Source organism: Streptomyces sp. AgN23, from assembly GCF_001598115.1.
In the GTDB taxonomy this organism is placed as follows: Bacteria; Actinomycetota; Actinomycetes; order Streptomycetales; family Streptomycetaceae; genus Streptomyces; species Streptomyces antimycoticus.
On record NZ_CP007153.1, the window covers coordinates 3,080,295 to 3,101,616 of the forward strand.

General features: G+C 71.4%; 21 protein-coding genes. 3 read left to right on the top strand and 18 right to left on the bottom strand.

Annotated features, from left to right (window positions below):
- Positions 1-21: 21 nt before the first annotated feature.
- Both AS97_RS13475 and AS97_RS13480 read right to left on the bottom strand, forming a co-directional pair.
- Positions 22-450 carry a MarR family transcriptional regulator gene (locus AS97_RS13475; RefSeq protein WP_086711477.1) on the bottom strand — a complete coding sequence of 143 codons (429 nt, stop codon included), beginning with the start codon at positions 448-450 and terminating at the stop codon, positions 22-24.
- A 99-nt stretch (positions 451-549) separates the two neighbouring features.
- Positions 550-1,122 (bottom strand): TetR/AcrR family transcriptional regulator, encoded by a 573-nt coding sequence (locus AS97_RS13480; RefSeq protein ID WP_210564948.1) that lies wholly within the window; start codon positions 1,120-1,122, stop codon positions 550-552.
- Positions 1,123-1,267: 145 nt separating this feature from the next.
- Between AS97_RS13480 and AS97_RS13485 the strand changes: the two genes are divergently transcribed.
- Positions 1,268-2,206 (top strand): DMT family transporter, encoded by a 939-nt coding sequence (locus tag AS97_RS13485; RefSeq protein ID WP_210564950.1) that lies wholly within the window; start codon positions 1,268-1,270, stop codon positions 2,204-2,206.
- Here the strand turns inward: AS97_RS13485 and AS97_RS13490 are convergent.
- Positions 2,144-3,055 (bottom strand): NAD-dependent epimerase/dehydratase family protein, encoded by a 912-nt coding sequence (locus AS97_RS13490; protein ID WP_210564952.1) that lies wholly within the window; start codon positions 3,053-3,055, stop codon positions 2,144-2,146. The two genes, AS97_RS13485 and AS97_RS13490, sit on opposite strands and share 63 nt — an antisense overlap.
- 106 nt (positions 3,056-3,161) lie before the next feature.
- Positions 3,162-3,995: a YwqG family protein gene (locus AS97_RS13495; protein ID WP_059145027.1), complete on the bottom strand. Its 834-nt coding sequence runs from the start codon at positions 3,993-3,995 to the stop codon at positions 3,162-3,164.
- Positions 3,996-4,191: 196 nt separating this feature from the next.
- Between AS97_RS13495 and AS97_RS13500 the strand changes: the two genes are divergently transcribed.
- Positions 4,192-5,409: a TerD family protein gene (locus tag AS97_RS13500; RefSeq protein ID WP_059145028.1), complete on the top strand. Its 1,218-nt coding sequence runs from the start codon at positions 4,192-4,194 to the stop codon at positions 5,407-5,409.
- Here the strand turns inward: AS97_RS13500 and AS97_RS13505 are convergent.
- The 3 genes from AS97_RS13505 to AS97_RS13515 form a co-directional block, all read right to left on the bottom strand.
- On the bottom strand, positions 5,362-6,462 hold the full coding sequence (locus AS97_RS13505) for an LLM class flavin-dependent oxidoreductase (protein WP_247204359.1): 1,101 nt from the start codon (positions 6,460-6,462) through the stop codon (positions 5,362-5,364). The genes AS97_RS13500 and AS97_RS13505 overlap by 48 nt on opposite strands.
- Before the next feature lie 76 nt (positions 6,463-6,538).
- Positions 6,539-7,987, bottom strand: a complete 1,449-nt coding sequence (locus tag AS97_RS13510) for an alkaline phosphatase PhoX (RefSeq protein WP_059144903.1) — start codon at positions 7,985-7,987, stop codon at positions 6,539-6,541.
- Between the two features lie 596 nt (positions 7,988-8,583).
- Positions 8,584-10,146 carry a hypothetical protein gene (locus AS97_RS13515; RefSeq protein ID WP_210564954.1) on the bottom strand — a complete coding sequence of 521 codons (1,563 nt, stop codon included), beginning with the start codon at positions 10,144-10,146 and terminating at the stop codon, positions 8,584-8,586.
- Positions 10,147-10,589: 443 nt separating this feature from the next.
- On the opposite strand from AS97_RS13515, the gene AS97_RS13520 reads away from it, so the two are divergent.
- Positions 10,590-12,428, top strand: coding sequence for an endonuclease/exonuclease/phosphatase family protein (locus tag AS97_RS13520; RefSeq protein WP_210564956.1), 1,839 nt, complete (start codon positions 10,590-10,592; stop codon positions 12,426-12,428).
- Positions 12,429-12,540: 112 nt separating this feature from the next.
- Here the strand turns inward: AS97_RS13520 and dapD are convergent, their stop codons facing one another.
- From dapD to AS97_RS13575, 11 genes are all read right to left on the bottom strand, one after another.
- Positions 12,541-13,530, bottom strand: coding sequence for a 2,3,4,5-tetrahydropyridine-2,6-dicarboxylate N-succinyltransferase (gene dapD, locus AS97_RS13525; RefSeq protein ID WP_059144906.1), 990 nt, complete (start codon positions 13,528-13,530; stop codon positions 12,541-12,543).
- Between the two features lie 10 nt (positions 13,531-13,540).
- Complete coding sequence (locus AS97_RS13530) at positions 13,541-14,185, bottom strand: TetR family transcriptional regulator (RefSeq protein WP_247204360.1); 645 nt, start codon at positions 14,183-14,185, stop codon at positions 13,541-13,543.
- Positions 14,185-14,505, bottom strand: a complete 321-nt coding sequence (locus AS97_RS13535) for a multidrug efflux SMR transporter (protein WP_059144907.1) — start codon at positions 14,503-14,505, stop codon at positions 14,185-14,187. Before AS97_RS13535 ends, AS97_RS13530 begins: the two co-directional genes overlap by 1 nt.
- Positions 14,506-14,630: 125 nt before the next feature.
- Positions 14,631-14,966 (bottom strand): metal-sulfur cluster assembly factor, encoded by a 336-nt coding sequence (locus AS97_RS13540; protein WP_059144908.1) that lies wholly within the window; start codon positions 14,964-14,966, stop codon positions 14,631-14,633.
- On the bottom strand, positions 14,963-15,427 hold the full coding sequence (gene sufU / locus AS97_RS13545; protein ID WP_059144909.1) for a Fe-S cluster assembly sulfur transfer protein SufU: 465 nt from the start codon (positions 15,425-15,427) through the stop codon (positions 14,963-14,965). Before sufU ends, AS97_RS13540 begins: the two co-directional genes overlap by 4 nt.
- A gap of 11 nt (positions 15,428-15,438) precedes the next feature.
- Positions 15,439-16,695, bottom strand: coding sequence for a cysteine desulfurase (locus tag AS97_RS13550; protein ID WP_059144910.1), 1,257 nt, complete (start codon positions 16,693-16,695; stop codon positions 15,439-15,441).
- Positions 16,692-17,456 (bottom strand): Fe-S cluster assembly ATPase SufC, encoded by a 765-nt coding sequence (sufC, locus tag AS97_RS13555; RefSeq protein WP_059144911.1) that lies wholly within the window; start codon positions 17,454-17,456, stop codon positions 16,692-16,694. Before sufC ends, AS97_RS13550 begins: the two co-directional genes overlap by 4 nt.
- Before the next feature lie 7 nt (positions 17,457-17,463).
- Positions 17,464-17,787, bottom strand: coding sequence for a non-heme iron oxygenase ferredoxin subunit (locus AS97_RS13560; protein WP_059144912.1), 324 nt, complete (start codon positions 17,785-17,787; stop codon positions 17,464-17,466).
- A complete protein-coding gene (gene sufD / locus AS97_RS13565) occupies positions 17,784-18,953 on the bottom strand; it encodes a Fe-S cluster assembly protein SufD (protein ID WP_059144913.1) in 1,170 nt (389 codons plus the stop codon). Before sufD ends, AS97_RS13560 begins: the two co-directional genes overlap by 4 nt.
- A gap of 92 nt (positions 18,954-19,045) precedes the next feature.
- Complete coding sequence (gene sufB, locus AS97_RS13570) at positions 19,046-20,467, bottom strand: Fe-S cluster assembly protein SufB (RefSeq protein WP_059144914.1); 1,422 nt, start codon at positions 20,465-20,467, stop codon at positions 19,046-19,048.
- Positions 20,464-21,264 (bottom strand): ArsR family transcriptional regulator, encoded by an 801-nt coding sequence (locus AS97_RS13575; RefSeq protein WP_059144915.1) that lies wholly within the window; start codon positions 21,262-21,264, stop codon positions 20,464-20,466. Before AS97_RS13575 ends, sufB begins: the two co-directional genes overlap by 4 nt.
- Positions 21,265-21,322: the final 58 nt, after the last annotated feature.

Consider the following 21,322-nt stretch of genomic DNA (forward strand, 5'->3'; position numbering starts at 1 on the left):
CGAAGCGGTCCAGCCGGGCGCTCATACGCGGGTGAGCCGGTCCAGCAGGGCCAGCGCCTCGAGGATGGTCCGCCGTTCCGCTTCCGTGTAGCCGCTCTCCAGCGCCCGGGTGAGCCACTCCTCGCCCGCCCGCCGCTTGTCGTCCAGGAACGCGCCGCCGGTCTCGCTCACCGAGACCAGCTGCCGCCGCCCGTCATCGGGGTCGGGACGCCGCTGGATCAGCCCGCGTTCGTCCAGCGCGGCGAGCGTGGCCGCCATCGACTGCGGCCGGACCCGCTCGGCCGCCGCCAGGGCACTGGCCGAGGCGGGGCCCTCCTTGCTGAGCCTGCTCAGCACGGACGTCTGGGAGGGGGTGAGTTCCTCGTTGTCGTACGTCTCCTTGATCCGCCGCCGCAGCCGGCCGATCACCACACGGATCTCGTGTGCGGCGCGCACGGCGGACGCGGACATGCCACCAGGGGTCTCTGTCATGCCCGTCACGGTAATTTATTCAGTCCAGGCTGTCCAGTTCAAACTGAGCAGACTGGACTGTGCGATTCGACCGCGTCATCACCTGGCCCGCTCCAGCGCCCGCACGGCCAGCCGCCGCGCGATGCCGACCGCGTCCGCGACCACCGACAGTCCGTTCAGCACCGTGGCACCCTCGTGGAGCAGCAGCAGTTCGTCCGCCAGCTCGCCGGGGGCCGTCACGCCCGCCTCCTCGCACAGCTGCCGCAGATATCCGCGCAGCCATCGCTTCTGGCCGGCGATCACCTGCCGGGCCGGATGCCCGGCGTCCGGCAGTTCGGCCGCCGCGTTCACGAAACCGCAGCCGCGGGGGTTCTCGCGGGCCACCCACAGCGCGAGCGCGTCGAACGTGGCCAGCGCGCGATCCGCCGGGGGTGACTTCTCGACCTCGGCGGTGAGCCACGCCCGCCACCGCTCGTCGCGCTCCCGTAGATACGCGGCGACCAGGGCCTCCTTGGAGCCGAAGCGGTCGTACAGCGTCTTCTTGGTGACGCCGGAGCGCTTGGCGATCAGATCCACGCCGACCGCGTTGATCCCCTGCCCGTAGAACAGCTCGGCCGCGGTGTCGAGGATGCGGCGCGCGGCGGGGGTGAGCACTCCCGTAGGCGCTTCCATGCCGTGATCACCTCCGGGTCGGGGTTGACGTGTATACCGATCTGTTTAGTCTAGTGGACGAAGGAGTAAACAGATCGGTATACCCGGTGCAGGCCCCAGACCCCACGCCCCAGGCCCCAGGCCCCAACCAGAACGAGGACATCCCATGCCCGTCAGCGCCGCCGTCACCTCCATCGGCCTCGTCGTGATGTGGAGTTCCGGCTTCATCGGAGCACAGCTCGGCACCCGGGAGGCCCCCGCCGACACCCTGCTGATGTGGCGCTTCCTCGCCGCGGCGGCGATCTTGGGGGGCGCCTGGGCGCTGTTCAGGCGCCGCCGACTGCGCCCACGCGCCCTGGCCGAGCAGGCGGCGATCGGGGCGCTCTCGCAGGGCGGCTATCTCGGCGGGATCGTCTGGGCGGTCGGGCTCGGCGTGCCGTCCGGCACCGCCGCGCTGATCGCCGCGCTGCAGCCGCTCGCGGCGGGCGCGCTGGCCGGGCGGCTGCTCGGGGAGACGGTCAGCCCGCGCCAGTGGGCGGGGCTGGCGATCGGGCTCGGCGGGGTCGCGCTCGTCGTCCAGGGCGATCTGTCGGCGGGTCCGGCCGCCGCGCCGGCCTGGGCGTACGGGCTGCCCTTCGCCGCCATGGCGGCACTGCTGGCCGCGAGCTTCCTCGAACGCAGGGCGCGGGCGCCGTTCGCCCCCGTGGACGCCATACCGCTCCACTGCCTCGTCAGCGCCGTCCTGTTCACCGGGGTCGCCCTCGTCGGGGGCCATGCCGCGCCACCGTCGGGCGGTGGCTTCTGGGCCGCGGTGGTCTGGACGGTGCTGCTCTCCACGGTCGGCGGCTACGGCTTCTACTGGCTGAGCCTGCGCCGCAACGGCGTCACCGGCACCAGCGCGCTGATCTACCTCACGCCCCCGACCACGCTGGTGTGGGCCTACGCGATGTTCGGGGACGCGCCCGGGTGGACCGCCCTCGCGGGCATGGCGGTGTGCGTGATCGGTGTGACGGCCGCCACCGCGCGCCGCCGCCCGGACCGGTCAGCGCAGCTCGCGGAGGATCCAGTCCGTGATCGAGCGGTGTCGCGGGTCCCAGCCGAGTAGGTCGCGGGCACGGCGCGCCCGTACGCGGCTGTTGGAGCCCAGGGCGTGCCGGGCGAACTGGGGGTCCCAGACGTTGTCCGGCGCGGCGGGGTCCCAGGGACGGGGGCCGGGCAGGCCGAGGGAGCGGGCGATGGCCTCGGCGATCGTGCCGAACGACTCCTCACCGTTCTCCACGAAGTAGAAGGTGCCCGGGGGCGTCTTCTCCAGCGCGAGGAGGTAGAGGTCGGCGACGTCGTCGACATGGACGGTGGACCAGATGTTCCGCCCGGGGCCGACATGGCGGACCACTCCACCGGCGCGGGCCTGCCGCACCAGTGCGGCGATCAGGACGCTGTCCCGGCCCGGGCCCCGCCCCTGCCCGTAGATCAGGCTGTCGCACAGCACCGCCGACCGCACCTCCCGCTCGGCCGCGCCGAGCACCAGGCGGTCGATGGCGACGCGGGCCGCCCGGACGGGGTGGTCGGGCTCCCAGGCCGATCCCGGGTCCAGGACGTCCTCGTCGTGAATCGCCTCCGACGCCTCGCCCTCCGTGCCGATGCCGACCGTGCTGGAGCCGCTGGTGTGGATCAGCGCCCTGCCCGATCCGGCCAGGGCGGCGATGAGCGTCTCCACGGCCGCGCGGTGGTCGCTGTCGGCCGCGTTGACCACGGCGTCGGCGCGGCGGGCCCGCGCGGCGAGGAGGTCCGCGTCGTCGAGCGAGCCCACCACCGGCTCGATGCCCAGCCGGGTGAGCTGCCGGGCCTTGGCCGGATCGCGGGTCAGCCCGCTGACGTGGTGGCCTGCCCGGAGCAGGCGGACGGCGACGGTGCCGCCGATGTAGCCGCTCGCGCCGGTGACGAAGACATGCATGGGCGGGTGCCTTTCTGACGGGTCGGCCTCCCTGACGGGATCAGTCCGCAGAATCGATCGGCACCCGACGGATCCCCAACGTGTTTTGCCGGGGCGGCAAAGGCCGTCAGCAGCACTGCCAGGTGAACATGGCCTTCTCGAAGCGGCCCGCGGCGAGGTCGTCGGGGCGGATCAGCCAGTACAGCGCCCCGCAGTCGCCCCACATCATGTCCACGTCCTCGTCGGAGTCGAACTGCGCGAGGAGCACCCAGCGTCCCGCCTCCTCCTCGAGCCGTGGGTCCTCCCACGACACGTCCCGCCCGCCCAGAGCGCCATGGGCCACCACGATCTCCACCGCGCCCTGAACGGCCTGGGCATGGCCGCCGATCTGATGGGCCACGCCGCTCTGGTGGTCCCATATCGCCCTCTCGAACGCGTCCGGAAACGCGTCCTCGCCACACGCGGCGGTCAGCGCGGGCAGATCGAAGTCGGGGGCGCTCGGGGCCATATGGACGGTCAGCGGCAGCTCCGGGTAGGGGGTGAGACCGGGCGGTGCGGGCCGTACGGGCGCGTCGGCGGACGCGGGCGGGAGGTGGAGCACGCGGGCACCGGCCCAGGTGTCCGGGTCGGCGGTGTCGACCAGCGCGTCGTCGTCCTCGTCGCCGTAGTAGAAGAAGGCCAGGCGGCCGTCGGCGGGCAGCGGTATGTCCAGCTCCTCGCCGGGCAGCGCGGCGCAGTCCAGTTCCGCGACGAAACCCAACGGCCCGCGCCCCTCCCACACCGGCCAGTCCGTGCCCTCGGGCAGCCGGGGCAGCCCACCGAGCCGGCCGACGACCGGATCGGCCGCCCCGGCCGGGCGGAGGTGGGCGGCCGGGCGCAGCAGCCCGGTCCAGCGGGCTGCGAGGTCGGCGGGCAGGTGGGTGCGGGCCAGGGTACGCAGCGCGTCGGGCTCGGTCGTCATGCGGACCATGATGGCGGGGGCCACCGACAGCCGGACCGGGGCGACCGGGGCCCGGCCGCGGCGGGGATACCGCCCGGCCGCGTCCAGACAGCTCACAGGCGGCCTCGGGCCGACCCGCGGGCGGGTCTTGACGGAAGTCAGACGCAGGTCAAGGAACCGTAAAGCGGGGACGTTCGTTACCCCGGGCATGACCGCTATGACACCCGGCTCGAACCTCCCCCTCTCCGTCGCGCGCGTGGCGGTTGACGTCACCGCTCCGGTGCGGCTCGACGTATCGGGCCTGCTGCTCACCGCCGACGGCAAGGTGCGCTCCGACGACGACTTCGTCTTCTACAACCAGCCCGCCGGACCCGGGGTGACGCATCGCGCCGGTGCTGCGGGCGCGGGCGACACCATCACCGTGGACACCGCCGCCGTCCCCGCCGATATCGAGAAGATCGTGGTGACCGCGAGTCTGGACGCGCCCGGGGCGACGTTCGCGGGCACCGAGCCGACCGCCACCGTGCGCGGCGCCGACGACGGCGCGGTGATCGCCTCCTTCACCCCGCCGCGGCTGGGCAGCGAGACCGCGCTGGTGATCGTGGAGGTCTACCGGCGCAATGGGGCATGGAAGGTGCGCGCGGTCGGGCAGGGGTATGCCAACGGTCTGGCCGGCATCGCCACCGACTTCGGGGTGTCGGTCGAGGAGCCCGCCGCACCGGCCGCCCCCGCCGCCCAGACGCCGGCCCCGCCGAGCGGACCGCCCGCCGGTTTCCAGCCCCCGCCGCCCATGCCGACCGCCCCGCCGGCCGCCGCCCCGGCCGCGCCGCCCGCCGCCGCACCGGCCCCGGCCGGCGGGAAGATCAACCTGGACAAGGGCCGCGTCAGCCTGCAGAAGAACCAGACGGTGTCGCTGGTCAAGGGCGGCCGCCCGTTCCTCAGCTCCGTGAAGATGGGCCTGGGCTGGGAGCCCGCCTTCCGCGGCAAGGACATCGACCTGGACGCGTCCGTGATCGCCTTCGGTGTCGACCGTAAGAAGATCGACGCCTGCTTCTTCGGCAAGCTGGCCATCCTCAACGGGGCCATTCAGCACTCGGGCGACAACCTCACCGGTGAGGGCGGAGGCGACGACGAGTCCATCACCGTCCACCTCGGCGGCCTCCCGCCCGAGGTCACCGGCCTGGTCTTCACGGTCAACTCCTTCTCCGGCCAGAAGTTCACCGATGTGGCCAAGGCTTACTGCCGCCTGCTCGACGCCCAGTCCGGCGAGGAGCTGGTCCGCTTCGACCTCACCCACGCCGAGCCGCGCACGGGTGTGATGATGGCGAAGCTGATCAAGCAGTTCTCGGGCGAGTGGGAGATGACCGCGATGGGTGAGTACGTGGACTCACGCACCGTGCGCGGCATGGCCAAGCCCGCCGGGAAGGCCCTCTGACACCCGGCCGGGGCCGGAGCCGGGGACAGACCCGGGGTCGAGGTCGCCCGACAGCCCCGCCACGCGGGCCAGGCGCCGGTACGAATCCAGCAGGGCCGCGCGGTCGTATGTGCTCGTGGTGACCAGCACCTCGTCGGCGTCGCTGCGCTCGATCAGCTCGTCGAGCGCGGCGGCGACCTCGTCCTCCGTGCCGTACAACTGGCCGCGCAGGCCCCGCTCGTAGAAGCCGCGCTCCTTCTCGGTCATCTCCCGGGCCTCGATCTCCGCAGCCGGGGCCAGCGGCGGGAAGACGCCGTGGGTGCGGGAGTAGGCCATCGCCCATGCCTCGGGGAGCAGCAGCCTGCGGGCCTCCTCCGCCGTGCCGGCGACCGCGATATTGCCCGAGACGACGACGTACGGGGCGGAGGACCACGCCGAGGGGCGGAAGGCCGCGCGGTAGCGGTCGATCGCGCGCAGCATCTCGTCCCGGCCGCGCAGATCGCCGATCACCAGGGACAGCCCGGCCTCCGCCGCCAGATCCGCGCCCGCGCCGGTGGCCAGGACGAAGACGGGCGGCCGGAGCCCCTCCGCCGGGTGGGCGTGGACCTGGGGGTAGGTGCCCTGCTCGCCGGTGAACCAGCCGAGCAGCTCGTCGAGTTGGGCGCCGAAGTCCTGCGCGGCGTCCTTCTCGGTGCCCAGGGCGCGGCGGATGCCGTCCGTGAAGCCGACGGAGCGGCCCAGGCCCATGTCGATCCGGCCCGGGAAGAGGGATTCGAGCACCCCGAACTGCTCCGCCACGACCAGCGGGCGGTGGTTCGGCAGCATCACCCCGCCCGTGCCCACCCGGATGCGGACCGTCGCCGCCGCGACGGCGGATGCCAGCACCGTGGGCGCCGAACCGGCGACGCCGGGCACGCTGTGGTGCTCGGAGACCCAGAAGCGGTGGTAGCCCAGGGCCTCGGCCTGCTGGGCGAACCGTACGGTGTCGCGCAGCGCCTGCGACCGCTCCCGGCCCTGGCGGGTACGGGAGCGGTCCAGGATGGAGAAGGGGGTGGTGCGCAGGCGTGAGGTCACCCTTGCGTCAACGCGTCCCTGGGCCGGGAGGATTCCCCCTCCCGGCCGATCGTCACTTCGGCCTGACCGACCTGCGTCAGCTCTGGCGGCGCCAGGGGCCGGTGATCGCGAGCATGATGCCCGGCACCTGGATGTTGGCGTAGAGCGTCGATCCGTCGGGAGAGAAGACCACGCCGGTGAACTCGCTGAACTCCGGCTCCTCCGCCGTGCCGATGTTCAGGTCGTTGCGCGCGATCGGGTACGTCCGGCCGTCCTCGGTGGCACCGAAGAGGTGCTGGATGCCCTCGCCGTCCTCGGCGATGACCAGACCGCCGTACGGCGAGACGGTGATGTTGTCCGGGCCGTCGAAGGCGCCGTCCTTCGACGGGTCGGGGTTGACGCCGAGCAGCACCTTGAGGGTGAGGGTGCGGCGCTTGGGGTCGTAGAACCAGACCTGGCCGTCGTGCTGGACCGGGCTCTCCCCACGGGCGAACGAGGAGACGATGTACGCGCCGCCGTCGGCCCACCACATGCCCTCGAGCTTGCGCGCCCGGGTGATCTGGCCGTCCTTGAACTGCTTGCGCACCGACACGGTCTTCGCGTCGCGGTCCGGCACCGGCTCCCAGTCCACGCCGTAGACCGTGCCGGTCCTGGTGGCGCGGGACAGGTCGTCCACGAAGTTGCCGCCCGAGTCGTAGCACTTGGGCGCCTGGAGCACGCCCGCGTCGTCCTTGAGCCGGTCGAGCTTGCCGCGGCCGTGCTCGAAGCCGTGCGGCGGCACCCAGCGGTAGAGGAGGCCGTTCGGGCCGGAGGCGTCCTCGGTGAGGTAGAGGTGACCGCGCTTGGGGTCCACGACGACGGCCTCGTGGGCGTACCGGCCCAGGGCCTTGATCGGCTTCGGGTCGCGGTTGGCGTTACGGTCGTGCGGGTCGACCTCGAAGACGTAGCCGTGGTCCTTGGTCATGCCGTTCTGGCCGGCCTTGTCCTCGGTCTCCTCGCAGGTCAGCCAGGTGCCCCAGGGGGTGCGGCCACCGGCGCAGTTGGTGGCGGTGCCCGCGATGCCGACCCACTCGGTGACATGGTCGCCGTGCTTGGAGACCTCGACGACGGTGCAGCCGCCGGAGGCCGCCGGGTCGTAGACCAGCCCCTCGATCAGCGGGACCGGGTGCGGCCAGCCGCTGCGGGGACCGGCCAGCTCGTGATTGTTGACCAGCAGCGTCGCACCGCGCGAGCCCTCGAAGGTGGCGGTGCCGTCGTGGTTGGACGGGGTGGACTCGCCGGACTCCAGCTTCGTCTCACCGGTGCGGGTGATGATCTTGTAGCGGAACCCCTTGGGCAGCGCCAGGATGCCCTTGGGGTCCTCGACGAGCGGACCGTAGCCGAGCGACGCGCCACCGTGGCCATGGTGGCCCGCGGCGCCCGCTTCGGTCGCCTCGGCGGCGAGCGCGCCGGGGGCGGTGGCGAGCACCCCCGCGCTTCCGACCAGGGCGACCCCGGCCCCCGTGTACGCGGAACGCTTCGCGAAGTCTCTTCGGCTGAGCGACATGTCTTCTCCTGAACGCAGGATGGTGTCCTCCGACTGCGGCCATACGTTCCCGTCCCAGGCCGAACGTCAGTTGAACGGAGCGCGACATCAACGGACGAATGACCGCCGACCCCTTATACGGAGCGTAGGCCGATACGGCTCTGGGCAGCGCTCAACTGTCCCGCCGGGGACACCGCGGGCCCCGCGCGTGGCCTCCGGCGCGGCGGAGGGGGCGTGCCGCCCGGCGGCACGGCCCGCCCCGGGGACGGACGTCCGCACCGGGCCGCGACACACGAGCGCCACACGGGCCCCGGGGCGGGGCCGGCCCCGGCCCCGCCAGGGGGTGCCCGACGGATCTTTCCCCTCCCCGCCCCTTCCCGATACCAGGGGCGGAGCCCCTGGACCCCGGGTCCAGGGCCAGACCCCCACCAGGCGGCGGAGCCGCACACCGACCCTGCGGCAACGCGCACGGACAGGAGCCGCCCCCGACCACACCCCCACCAGAGCCCCGGGGTCTGGGGCGGAGCCCCAGTTTCGGGAAGGGGCGGGGAGGGGAACAGCCCGTCGCAGGCGGCAAGATCCGGCGGCCGCGCCCACGGTGCTGAAGCCCCGCGCGGCTATGCCCTTGAGCGGGCCTTGAAGGCCGCCTTGCGGGCCTCCTTGGCCGCCTGCTTGTCCGGGTGCAGCCGACCCATCGCCTCCAGGACCTCCGCGGTCGCCGGGTGGTCCACCCGCCAGGCCGAGTCGAAGAAGCTCCCGGACTGGTCGACCAGGCCGCGCACCAGGTCCCGCAGTTCCGCCGAGTCGCCCTCGGTGGCGAGCTGGGCCGCGAGGGTGTCCACGGTCAGCCAGAAGACCATCGCCTCCGGCGGCTCCGGGACGCCCGCCACCCCGTGCTCGGCCAGCCAGACCCGGGCCAGCCCGCCCAGGTGGCGGTCGTCGAGCACCTCGCGCAGGGCGGGCTCGGCCTCGGTACCGACCAGCGAGAGCGTCTGCTGGCAGGTGAGGCGGCGCAGCGGTGCGCCCTCGTCGTCGCCGCGCGCGGCGGCGAGCAGCTCGCGGGCGGCCTCCTCGGGCGTACGGCGGGCCAGCCACTGCTCGGCCTCGGCCTGCGCGGCGGGCTCGGGGTGGCCGGGGAGGGCGTCGAGCAGGATGTCGGCGCCCTTGTCGGCCAGGTCGCCGACGGCCGGGGCGTCGATGCCCGCCTCGATCATCCGGGCCCGCACGGCGTAGATGCCGAGCGGGGTGAGCCGCACCATGCCGTAGCGGGAGACATCCTCGTCCTCCAGCTCCTCGGCGGTCTCGGGCTCCTGGATCCGGCCCTCGCCGTCGACCTCCTGGATCAGCGCCTCGTCCACCGGCTGGTAGTCGATGAGGCCGGTCGGGGCGAGCAGCCGGAACTGGTCGTCCAGCCGCACCATCGCCTCGGAGACCTCTTCGAGGATGTCGTCGGTGGGCTCGTCCATGTCCTCGGGGACGATCATGGAGGCGGCCAGCGCGGGCAGCGGTACCGAGGCCGCGGCGGCCTCCTCGTCCAGGGCGGTCAGCAGATAGAGGTTGCCCAGCACCCCGTCGAGGAACTCGGCCTCCTCCTCCGGGTTCCAGTCGATCGCGTCGAGATCGAGCTCACCGCCCTCGCTGATCTGGGAGGCGATGTCGCCCAGATCGGGGGCGGCGGCGTCGGCCAGCACCGTCTCGAAGCCGTCGAGCCAGATGTCCAGGATGTCGCGGGGGCCGCCCTCGGTGATCAGGCGCAGCTCCTCGCCGCTGATCGCGAGGGCGGAGAACTCGTCCCCGAGCGGCGCCGCGCCGTCCGCGCCGTCACCGTCACCCTTACCGTCGCCGTCGCCGTCGCCGTCGCCATCAGACCCCGCGGCCGCCGCGGCGCCCGACGCCTCCTCGGACTCGTCGATCTCGACCAGCCCGGTGTCGACGGCGAGCTGCCACGCCTGCGCCGTGTGCTCGGGCCCGTCCTCGTCCCCCGACAGCCCCAGCAGCTCGATCGCCGCCCGCAGCTCGCTCTCCGGCAGCACCCCGCCCGACGCCACCGGCTTCCCCGGCTCGGCCCAGCGGGCGAGCCGGACCGCGCGGGCGAGGAGCGGTGCGGCGAGTGCGTCCCGCGCGAGTTCCGCGTCGGTGCGTAGCCGCACGGGCGGCATGGTGGGGCGCTCTTCTGGCATGGGCGGACGTCACTCCTCGGGGCGCGGAAGTCGCGGGGGCTATGGGGCTGTGGGGGCTGTGGAGCTGTGCGGGGGTTGTGGAGCTATGAGGCTATGGGTCTCAGGACCCCGCTGTGGAGCCATGGGGATACGGATATGCGGGTGTACGGGCACGGGCGCCACGGCACGGCCCGGACCCCAGCGTAGACGGAACGGGACGGCACTTTCGTCCCGATGTGGTCCCGCGCCCGATCCCGCACCGCGACAGGCGGTGAATTCGGCCGACGGGCCGCGGGAACCGGCCGGGGCGAGGGGCGGGCGGCGCCCCCTCGTTCATGCTCCCGCCCCGCTTCCGCCATCCGCACGCCACCCGTCCTGCCTTGACAACTTCCGCGCCCAGGAAAGAGATTGACGCGCGTAGAGGCGATTTCCTCGCCGTTCACTCCTTTCCGGAGGCCACCACCATGTCCCTTCGCACACCGCGCGGACCCGTCGCCGTCACCGCCGTCGCCGCCTCCGCCCTCGCGGCCGGGCTGCTCGTCGTGCCCTCGTCGGCCTCCGCCGCCGAGATCCGCATCCATGACATCCAGGGCAGCACCCGGATATCCCCGCTCGCCGGACAGCGGGTGGCCGAGGTCCCCGGCACGGTCACGGCGATACGCGCCTTCGGCTCGTCCCGCGGCTTCTGGATCCAGGACACCGAACCCGACCGGGACCCGGCCACCAGCGAGGCGATCTTCGTCTTCACCGGATCGACCACGCCCTCGGTCGCCGTGGGCGACTCGGTGCTGGTCTCCGGGACGGTGTCCGAGTACTACCCGGGCGGCAAGGACGCCGGTCTGCAGTCGCTCACCGAGATCTCCAAGGCCACCTGGACGGTCCGGTCCTCCGGCAATGCGCTGCCCGCCGCCTACCGGCTCACCCCCTCCACGATCCCCGACCGCTACACCCCGGACGCGGGCGGCGACTCCATCGAGGGGCTGACGCTGCGGCCGCGCTCGTACGCCCTGGACCGCTACGAGTCGCTGGAAGGCATGCGGGTCTCGGTCGAGAACGCCCCCGTGGTCGGCGCGACCAACACCTACAAGGAGCTGTGGGTCACCGCCGAGCCCCGCCACCGGCGGACCGCGCGCGGCGGCGCCCTCTACGGCTCGTACCGCGACCCCAACGCGGGCCGGGTGAAGGTGGTCTCCCTCCTCCCCTACGCCGAGCACCCCTTCCCCGTCGCGGACGTCGGCGACGCGCTGACCGGCAGCACGGCCGGGCCGCTGGACTACGACAACTTCGGCGGCTACACGCTCGCGGCCACCACGATGGGCGACCTGGCCGACCACGGCCCGAAGCGGGAGAGCACCCGCAAGCAGAAGGCGGACGAACTCTCCATCGCCACCTACAACGTGGAGAACCTCTCCCCCAAGACCGCCCAGGCGAAGTTCGACCGGCTGGCCAACGGGCTGGTGGAGCACCTCGCCTCGCCGGACATCGTCGCGCTGGAGGAGGTCCAGGACGACAACGGCGCCACGAACGACTCGGTGGTGGGCGCCGACGCCACGCTGACGAAGCTCACCGACGCGATCAAGGCGGCGGGCGGCCCCTCGTACGAGTGGCGCCAGATCGACCCGGTTGACGACCAGGACGGCGGCGAGCCGGGCGGCAACATCCGTGTGGCGTTCCTCTACAACCCGGAGCGGGTCTCCTTCACCGACATCCCCGGCGGCGACTCCACCACCCCGGTGACGGTCGAGAAGAAGGGCGGCAAGGCCACGCTGTCGGCCTCCCCCGGCCGTATCGACCCGGCGAACGGCGTCTGGAAGGCCAGCCGCAAGCCGCTGGTCGGGCAGTTCTCCTTCCGCGGCCGACCGGTGTTCGTGGTCGCGAACCACTTCAACTCCAAGGGCGGCGACCAGGGTCTGGACAGTCGCTTCCAGCCTCCGGCCCGACCCTCGGAGACCCAGCGCACCGGACAGGCCACGGCGGTCAACACCTTCGTCAAGGCGCTGCTGAACGCCGACCCGAAGGCGGCCGTGGTCGTCGCGGGCGACCTCAACGACTACCAGTTCTCGCCCGCGCTGGCCGACCTCACCAAGGGCGGTGTGCTGACCGACCTGGTGACCCGGCTGCCGGGGGACGAGCGCTACGGCTATGTCTACAACGGCAATTCACAGGTGCTGGACCACATCCTGACCAGCCGCGCGCTGCGCCGTGCCGACTACGACATCGTGCACATCAACGCCGAGTTCGCGGACCAGTCCAGCGACCACGACCCGCAGGTGGTGCGGGTGCGCCCCGGAGGCGTCATCTGACGGACATGCAGCGGCCCGGTGGGGAAGGTGGTCCCCCACCGGGCCGCCGCCGTACCAGCGTTGATCAGTTGCGGCTGTCCGCCGTTGATCAGTTGCGGCTGTCCGCCGTTGATCAGTTGTGGCTGTGCAGCGCCTCGTTCAGCCCGCCCCAGGAACCGGTGCGGGGCAGCGCCTCGACCGCGCCGGTGATGGAGTTGCGGCGGAAGAGGAGGTTGTCCGCGCCGGAGAGCTCCAGGGCCTTGGCGATCTTGCCATCCGGCAGGGTGACGCGGGTGCCCGCCGTCACATACAGCCCCGCCTCGACGATGCAGTCGTCGCCGAGCGGAATGCCCAGGCCCGCCTCGGCGCCGAGCAGGCAGCGCTCGCCGATGGTGATCGTCTGCTTGCCGCCGCCGGAGAGGGTGCCCATGATCGAGGCGCCGCCGCCGATGTCGGAGCCGTCGCCGACCACGACGCCCGCGCTGATCCGGCCCTCGACCATGGAGGTGCCCAGCGTGCCGGCGTTGAAGTTGACGAAGCCCTCGTGCATGACCGTGGTCCCGGGGGCGAGGTGCGCGCCGAGGCGGACCCGGTCGGCGTCGCCGATGCGGACGCCGGCGGGGACGACGTAGTCGGTCATCCGGGGGAACTTGTCGACACTGGTCACCGACAGGTGCAGCCCCTCGGCGCGGGCGGCCAGCCGGGCCCGCTCCACCTGGTCGGCGGCGACGGGGCCGAGCGAGGTCCAGGCGACGTTGGCCAGCAGGCCGAACTGGCCGTCCAGGCTCAGGCCGTGCGGCTTGACCAGCCGGTGGCTGAGCAGATGCAGCCGCAGATAGACGTCGTGCGCGTCCAGCGGCTTCTCGTCCAGCGAGGCGATGACCGTGCGGACGGCGACGACCTCGACGCCGCGCCGGGGGTCCGGCCCGACCGCCTTGAGGGCGCTCTCGCCCAGCAGCTGCGCGGTCCGCTCGGCGTCGAGCCGCTCGGTTCCGGCCGGGCCGGGCTCGGCGGCCAGCTCGGGGGCCGGGAACCAGGTGTCCAGAACGGTGCCGTCCTCGGTGAGGGTGGCGAGACCGGCGGCGACGGCGCCGGTGGGGGCGGTGGTGGATGCATCGGTCATGGTCAGAACGCTAACCGGAGGCGGGGCCGGGAGGCGAACCGGTCTCAGCGGGCGAGCCCGGGGGGCTCGTCATGCGGCGTCGGCGAGCGGCCCCCGGCTCCCCGTCATCGCCGTCTCCACCCATGAGCCGCTCCAGCGCCGCGCGGGTGCCCTCCCGGTCGTACGGGCGGTCCGCCAGCAGCACCTGCAGGGTCAGTCCGTCGATCAGAGCCACCACGGCGCGCGCCGTGGCCGCTTCGGGCACCAGTCGTGTCAGCATCCGGGCCATCTCGTCCAGGCACTCGGCGGCGAGCGGACGCAGCCCCTCATGGCGCAACGCGGCGAAGTACAGCTCGTACTCCAGCTCCATCCGCGCCCGTTCGCCCGTGAGCTGATCCTCCAGCCACCGGGCCAGTTCGTCCGCCGGCGGCGCGGCCGGATCGACGCCCTCCACCCAGCTCTCCACCTCCGCCAGCCACTCCGCGTTGATCTGGCGGAGCGCCGCGATCAGCAGATCGTCGAGGGTCGCGAAATGGTAGGTCGTCGAGCCCAGCGGCACATCGGCCGCGGCGGCCACGGCCCGGTGGCCGAGCCCCGCGATGCCACGCTCGCGGACCACGGCGGCCGCGGCGTCGATGATCCGCTGCCGCCGGTCGGGGTCGTAGCGGCGCCCCATCAGTGGGCCCCGCCGAGGTTGAGCACGATCACCCCGGCGACCACCAGCAGCACCCCGATCACCTTGGCGGCGGTGGCCGCCTCCCCCAGGAAGAGCATGCCGATCACCGCGATGAGGGCCGTACCGGCTCCGGCCCATATGGCGTACGCGGTGCCGACGGACACCGTCTTGAGGGTCTGGGCGAGCAGGGCGAAGGCGATCAGATAGCCCGCTCCGGTGGCCAGCGAGGGCCATAGCTTGCTGAAGCCATCGCTGTACTTCATCGAGGTGGTGGCCAGGATCTCGGCCAGGATCGCTCCGGAGAGCATCACATATCCCATGCGTACAAGCGTACACAACGATGCGTACGGTCGTACGTAACGCGAGTCCCACCAGCCCCGGAACATGCGAAGGGCCCCCGCGCCGAAGCGCGGGGGCCGCTCACACAAGCCCAGGAGGCGAGACGTCAGACGTTGAAGCCAAGGGCGCGCAGCTGCTCACGTCCATCGTCAGTGATCTTGTCCGGGCCCCACGGCGGCATCCAGACCCAGTTGATCCGTAGCTCGTTGACGATGCCGTCGGTCGCGGACTTGGCCTGGTCCTCGATGACGTCGGTCAGCGGACACGCCGCCGAGGTCAGCGTCATGTCGATCGTCGCGATATTGGCGTCGTCGATGTGAATGCCGTAGATCAGCCCGAGGTTGACCACGTCGATGCCCAGCTCGGGGTCCACGACGTCGTACAGGGCCTCGCGGACCTCTTCCTCGCTGGCGGGCTTGGTGGTGGTCACGTTGTCACTCATGCGGTCTTCCCTCCGGCGGTCTCACCCAGTGCCTGTGCCGTGGCGTCCTTCCATGCCATCCAGCTCAGCAGGGCGCATTTCACACGGGCCGGGTACTTGGAGACACCGGCGAACGCGATCGCGTCCTCCAGCACCTCCTCCATGGCGTCGTCCGGCTCGGCCTTGCCCTTGGACTGCATCAGCTGCAGGAAGGTCTCCTGGATCCTGCGGGCCTCGGCCAGCTCCTTGCCCACCAGCAGCTCATTGAGCACGGAGGCGCTGGCCTGGCTGATGGAACAGCCCTGGCCCTCGTAGCTCACGTCCTCGATGGTCTCGCCGTCAAGCCGCACCCGGAGCGTGATCTCGTCACCGCAGGTCGGATTGACATGGTGTACCTCTGCGTCGCCGTCCCTCAGGCCCCGTCCATGGGGGTTCTTGTAGTGGTCCAGGATCACGTCCTGGTACATCGAATCCAGCTTCACGCGGCACGCCCCTACCCGAAGAAGTTCCGTACGTGCTCCAGGCCCTCCACCAAGGCGTCGACCTCGGCCGGAGTGGAGTACAGATAGAACGACGCTCGGGTGGTCGCCGGAATTCCATAGCGCAGGCATACGGGGCGGGCGCAGTGGTGGCCGACCCGGACCGCGATTCCCTGCTCGTCGAGCACCTGGCCCACATCGTGGGGGTGGATGTCGCCGAGCGTGAAGGAGATCGTGGCGCCGCGCTCCTCGGCCGTGGTGGGGCCGATGATGCGCAGGTCCGGCACCTCCAGGAGCCTGCCGACCGCGTAGTGCGTGAGGGCGTGCTCATGGCGGGTGATGTTGTCCATGCCGATCGAGGTGAGGTAGTCCACGGCCGCGCCGAGGCCGACGGCCTGGGCGATCGGGGGCGTACCGGCCTCGAACTTGTGCGGCGCCGGGGCGTAGGTGGACGAGTGCATCGAGACGGTCTCGATCATCTCGCCGCCGCCGAGGAACGGAGGCAGGTCCTCCAGCAGCTCCTGGCGGCCCCACAGCACACCGATGCCGGTCGGGCCGCACATCTTGTGGCCGGTGAAGGCCACGAAGTCGGCCTGGAGCGCCTGCACGTCCAGCAGCATGTGCGGGGCGGCCTGGGAGGCGTCGATCACCACCAGGGCGCCGACGTCCTGGGCGCGGCGGACGATCGCCTCGACCGGGTTGACCGTGCCGAGGATGTTGGAGACCAGCACGAACGAGACGACCTTGGTCTTCTCGGTGATGACCTGCTCTATCTCCGACAGGTCGAGCCGGCCGTCCTCGGTGAGGCCGAACCACTTCAGCTTCGCGCCGGTGCGCTGCGAGAGCAGCTGCCACGGAACGATGTTGGAGTGGTGCTCCATCTCGGTGATGACGATCTCGGTTTCCTGGTCCACGCGGTAGGGCTCGTCGGCCCAGCCGAGCATGTTGGCGACCAGGTTCAGCGACTCCGAGGCGTTCTTGGTGAAGATCACCTCGTCGCGGCTGGGAGCGTTGATGAAGGCGGCGACCTTGTCGCGGGCGCCCTCGTACAGCTCCGTGGCCTCCTCGGCGAGCATATGGACGCCGCGGTGCACATTGGCGTTGGAGCGCTCGTAGTAGTCGTTGAGCACGTCCAGCACCTGGCGCGGCTTCTGCGACGTCGCCGCGTTGTCCAGGTAGACGAGCTTCTTGCCGTCATGGACGACACGGTCCAGGATCGGGAAGTCCTTGCGGATCGCCTCGGTGTCGAGGAGGCCCGGCAGCTGCGTCACTCGGATGCGCCTCCCTTCACGTACGCCTCGTAGCCCTCTTCTTCCAGCTTGTCGGCCAGCTCCGGGCCGCCGGACTCGGCGATCCGGCCCGCCGCGAAGACGTGGACGTGGTCGGGCTTGATGTACCGCAGGATGCGGGTGTAGTGGGTGATCAGCAGGGTGCCGACCTGGCCCGCCTCACGGACCCGGTTGACGCCCTCGGAGACCACCCGCAGCGCGTCGACGTCGAGGCCGGAGTCGGTCTCGTCGAGGATCGCGATGGCCGGCTTCAGCAGCTCCAGCTGGAGGATCTCGTGGCGCTTCTTCTCACCGCCGGAGAAGCCCTCGTTCACATTCCGCTCGGCGAAGGACGGGTCGATGTTGAGGCGCTCCATGGCCTCCTTGACCTCCTTCACCCAGGTGCGCAGCTTGGGCGCCTCGCCGCGGATCGCGGTCGCGGAGGTGCGCAGGAAGTTGGAGACGGAGACACCGGGCACCTCGACCGGGTACTGCATGGCGAGGAAGACACCGGCGCGGGCGCGCTCGTCGACGGACATCGCGAGCACGTCCTCGCCGTCCAGCGTCACGGTGCCGCCGGTGATCGTGTACTTCGGGTGCCCGGCGAGCGAGTAGGCGAGGGTGGACTTGCCGGAGCCGTTGGGGCCCATGATGGCGTGCGTCTCGCCCTGCTTCACGGTCAGGTCGACACCGCGCAGGATCTCGCGGGGACCGCCCTCGGCGTCGACGGAAACGTGCAGGTCGTGGATCTCAAGCGTGGCCATGGGTGCCTCAGGACTCCTGGGTGACGGAGACGAGCACATCGTCCCCTTCGATCTTTACGGGGTATACGGGGACCGGCCGCGTCGCGGGGAGGCCGGACGGCTTGCCGGTGCGCAGGTCGAAGCTGGAGCCGTGCAGCCAGCACTCGATCTGGCAGTCCTCCACCTCGCCCTCGGACAGCGAGACGTTCGCATGCGAGCAGATGTCGCTGACCGCGAACACCTCGCCCTCGGTGCGCACCAGTGCCACGGGCACGCCCTCGAGCTCGACCCGCTTGGGGGTGTCGTCCTCGAGTTCGTCCAGCGCACAGGCGCGTACGAAGGTCGGGGTCATCCTACGGACGCCTCCAGTTCGGCCTCGATCTTGGCGATGAGCCGCTCCTCCAGATCGGGGATCCCGATCTGCTGGACCAGCTCGGCGAAGAAGCCGCGGACCACCAGACGGCGGGCCTCGTCGGCCGGGATGCCGCGCGCCATCAGGTAGAAGAGCTGCTCGTCCTCGAAGCGGCCGGTCGCGCTCGCGTGACCGGCGCCGACGATCTCACCGGTCTCGATCTCCAGGTTCGGCACCGAGTCGACCCGGGCGCCGTCGGTGAGGACCAGGTTCCGGTTGAGCTCGTAGGTGTCGGTGCCCTCCGCGGCGGCCCGGATCAGCACATCGCCGATCCACACCGCGTGCGCCTCGGCGCCCTGCAGCGCGCCCTTGTAGGCCACGTTGCTCCGGCAGTGCGGGGTGTCGTGGTCGATGAAGAGCCGGTGCTCCTGGTGCTGGCCGTTGTCGGTGAAGTACACGCCGTACAGCTCGGCCTCACCGCCCGGGGCGCCGTAGACGACGCGCGGGTGGAGCCGCACCAGATCGCCGCCGAAGGTGACGACCACGGACTTGAAGGTGGCGTCCCGGCCGACCAGCGCGGTGTGCTGACCGACGTGGACCGCGGTGTCGTCCCAGTCCTGGACCGAGACCACGGTGAGCTTGGCGCCGTCGCCGATCAGGTACTCCACATTGGCGGCGAGGGTGGCGTCACCGGTGTGGTCGATGACCACGACCGCCTCGGCGAACGCGCCGACCTCGACCACCTGGTGGCCGAAGGCGGTGCCGCCCTCGCCGTGCACGGCGATCCGCACCGGCTCGGTGAGCACCGTCTCCTTGGGCACCGAGACGACCGACGCCTTCTCGAAGGAGCTGTACGCCTGGGCCGCCACCCGGTCCACCGGCTTGCCGGCCTTCCCCAGGCGTGCGTCGTCACGGCCCACGGTCTCGACCGTGACGCCCTCGGGGGCGGTCACCTCGACCTTGACGCCGCCGTCGGCGACAGCCGTGCCGTCATGGAGACCGCGCAGCCGCTCCAGGGGGGTGAACCGCCAGTCCTCCTCGCGGCCATGGGGCACCGGGAAGTCGGCCACGTCGTACGACGCGGGCGCGCTCACCCGGGCATCGGTGGGCTGGCCCACCTGGATGACGCCGTCCGTGGTGGATCCGGCCGGGATGGTTTCAGCCATGGCTGTCGTACTGCTCTCTTTCTGCCTGATGGGCCTGAACGGGATGCCCGGGCGGAGGACGGCGCCCCCGCCGGGGCCGGAAGGGGGTGGCGTCAGCCGACCGCGCCCTCCATCTGCAGCTCGATCAGCCGGTTGAGCTCCAGCGCGTACTCCATGGGCAGCTCGCGCGCGATCGGCTCGACGAAGCCGCGCACGATCATCGCCATGGCCTCGTCCTCGGACAGACCGCGGCTCATCAGGTAGAAGAGCTGGTCGTCGCTGACCTTGGAGACGGTCGCCTCATGGCCCATGGACACGTCGTCCTCGCGGACGTCCACATACGGGTAGGTGTCCGAGCGGGAGATCGTGTCGACGAGCAGGGCGTCACAGAGCACATTGGACTTGGAGCCCTCGGCGCCCTCGCCGATCTCGATCAGACCGCGGTAGGAGGTGCGGCCGCCGCCGCGCGCCACCGACTTGGAGACGATGTTCGACGAGGTGCGGGGGGCCATGTGGACCATCTTGGCGCCCGCGTCCTGGTGCTGGCCCTCGCCCGCGAAGGCGATGGACAGGGTCTCGCCCTTGGCGTGCTCACCCATCAGGTAGACGGCGGGGTACTTCATGGTCACCTTGGAGCCGATGTTGCCGTCGACCCACTCCATGGTCGCGCCCTCGTAGGCCACGGCGCGCTTGGTGACCAGGTTGTAGACGTTGTTCGACCAGTTCTGGATGGTCGTGTAGCGGCAGCGGGCGCCCTTCTTGACGATGATCTCGACGACCGCGGAGTGCAGCGAGTCCGACTTGTAGATCGGCGCGGTGCAGCCCTCGACGTAGTGGACGTAGGCGTCCTCGTCGACGATGATCAGCGTCCGCTCGAACTGGCCCATGTTCTCGGTGTTGATCCGGAAGTACGCCTGCAGCGGGATCTCCACGTGCACGCCCTTCGGCACGTAGATGAACGAGCCGCCGGACCAGACCGCCGTGTTCAGCGAGGCGAACTTGTTGTCGCCCGCCGGGATCACGGTGCCGAAGTACTCCTGGAACAGCTCCGGGTGCTCCTTGAGCGCGGTGTCGGTGTCCAGGAAGATGACGCCCTGCTCCTCCAGGTCCTCACGGATCTGGTGGTAGACGACCTCGGACTCGTACTGGGCCGCGACACCCGCGACGAGGCGCTGCTTCTCGGCCTCCGGGATACCCAGCTTGTCGTACGTGTTCTTGATGTCCTCGGGCAGGTCGTCCCACGTGGCGGCCTGCTGCTCGGTGGAGCGGACGAAGTACTTGATGTTGTCGAAGTCGATGCCCGACAGGTCCGAGCCCCAGGTGGGCATGGGCTTCTTGCCGAAGAGCTTCAGGCCCTTGAGGCGGAGCTTGAGCATCCACTCCGGCTCGGACTTCTTCCCCGAGATGTCGCGTACGACCTCCTCGGAGAGGCCGCGCTTGGCCGAGGCGCCGGCCACGTCGGAGTCGGCCCAGCCGTACTCGTAGTTGCCCAGGCCTTCAAGCTCGGGGTGAGCGGTCTCCGTGGGGAGAGTCATTCGGGGTTCCTCCCGGCCGTGCTGGCAGATGCGGTGGTGGTCTTGGTGGTGCTGGTGTCGGTCTTCTCGACCTTGCCGGTCTTCGGAATGAACGTCGTGCACACTCCGTCGCCATGGGCGATGGTGGCCAGACGCTGCACATGAGTTCCGAGCAGCTGGGAGAAGACCTCGGTCTCCGCCTCACACAGCTGCGGATATCGCTCGGCTGCGTGGGCGACCGGGCAGTGGTGCTGGCAGAGCTGTTCGCCGACCGGCGCGCTGCGCGCCGTAGCAGCGTACCCGTCCGCGGAGAGCGCGTCGGCGAGGGCTTCGGCGCGGCGGCCGGGGGCGGCGGCCTCGACGGTGCCGCGGTATCCCTCCGCCTGGGCGGCGAGCCTGGCGCGGGCGAACGCGGCGACCGCGGCACGGCCCGCCTCGCCGCCTCCGGCGCTCTGCTCTATCCAGTGCAGGGCGTCGACGGCGAGCTTGTCGTAAGCCTGGTCGAAGGCGTCGCGGCCGCAGTCGGTGAGCGCGAAGACCTTGGCCGGGCGGCCGCGCCCCCGCGCCCCGTACACCCTCTTCTCGCGGGGCTCGACGACGCCGTCGGCGACGAGGGTGTCCAGGTGGCGGCGGACGGCCGCCTGGGTCAGCTCCAGCCGCAGGGCGAGCTCCGCCGCGGTGGAGGGACCATGGTCGAGGATGGAGCGCGCGACCCGGTTGCGGGTGCCGTGCTGCTCTTCCGGCGCGGATGCGGGCGCGCCGGACCGCGCGGCCAGTTCGGCCGCGCGTTCGTTCGGAGCCTCGCTCGCGTATTTCACAACGCCATTGTTGCGTAATTCCCCGGCGCGGCACAAGCGGGGAGATCCGCAGGCCCGG

Bases quoted from the DNA above. Each gene is read 5' to 3' on its own strand.
- AS97_RS13480 (WP_210564948.1), bottom strand. From the start codon at position 1,122: ATGGAAGCGCCTACGGGAGTGCTCACCCCCGCCGCGCGCCGCATCCTC.
- AS97_RS13540 (WP_059144908.1), bottom strand. From the start codon at position 14,966: ATGAGTGACAACGTGACCACCACCAAGCCCGCCAGCGAGGAAGAGGTC.
- AS97_RS13530 (WP_247204360.1), bottom strand. From the start codon at position 14,185: ATGGGGCGCCGCTACGACCCCGACCGGCGGCAGCGGATCATCGACGCC.
- AS97_RS13560 (WP_059144912.1), bottom strand. From the start codon at position 17,787: ATGACCCCGACCTTCGTACGCGCCTGTGCGCTGGACGAACTCGAGGAC.
- AS97_RS13515 (WP_210564954.1), bottom strand. From the start codon at position 10,146: ATGCCAGAAGAGCGCCCCACCATGCCGCCCGTGCGGCTACGCACCGAC.
- AS97_RS13535 (WP_059144907.1), bottom strand. From the start codon at position 14,505: ATGGGATATGTGATGCTCTCCGGAGCGATCCTGGCCGAGATCCTGGCC.
- sufC (WP_059144911.1), bottom strand. From the start codon at position 17,456: ATGGCCACGCTTGAGATCCACGACCTGCACGTTTCCGTCGACGCCGAG.
- AS97_RS13490 (WP_210564952.1), bottom strand. From the start codon at position 3,055: ATGCATGTCTTCGTCACCGGCGCGAGCGGCTACATCGGCGGCACCGTC.
- sufB (WP_059144914.1), bottom strand. From the start codon at position 20,467: ATGACTCTCCCCACGGAGACCGCTCACCCCGAGCTTGAAGGCCTGGGC.
- sufD (WP_059144913.1), bottom strand. From the start codon at position 18,953: ATGGCTGAAACCATCCCGGCCGGATCCACCACGGACGGCGTCATCCAG.
- AS97_RS13500 (WP_059145028.1), top strand. From the start codon at position 4,192: ATGACACCCGGCTCGAACCTCCCCCTCTCCGTCGCGCGCGTGGCGGTT.
- AS97_RS13475 (WP_086711477.1), bottom strand. From the start codon at position 450: ATGTCCGCGTCCGCCGTGCGCGCCGCACACGAGATCCGTGTGGTGATC.
- AS97_RS13495 (WP_059145027.1), bottom strand. From the start codon at position 3,995: ATGACGACCGAGCCCGACGCGCTGCGTACCCTGGCCCGCACCCACCTG.
- AS97_RS13485 (WP_210564950.1), top strand. From the start codon at position 1,268: ATGCCCGTCAGCGCCGCCGTCACCTCCATCGGCCTCGTCGTGATGTGG.
- dapD (WP_059144906.1), bottom strand. From the start codon at position 13,530: ATGACCGATGCATCCACCACCGCCCCCACCGGCGCCGTCGCCGCCGGT.
- AS97_RS13520 (WP_210564956.1), top strand. From the start codon at position 10,590: ATGTCCCTTCGCACACCGCGCGGACCCGTCGCCGTCACCGCCGTCGCC.
- AS97_RS13510 (WP_059144903.1), bottom strand. From the start codon at position 7,987: ATGTCGCTCAGCCGAAGAGACTTCGCGAAGCGTTCCGCGTACACGGGG.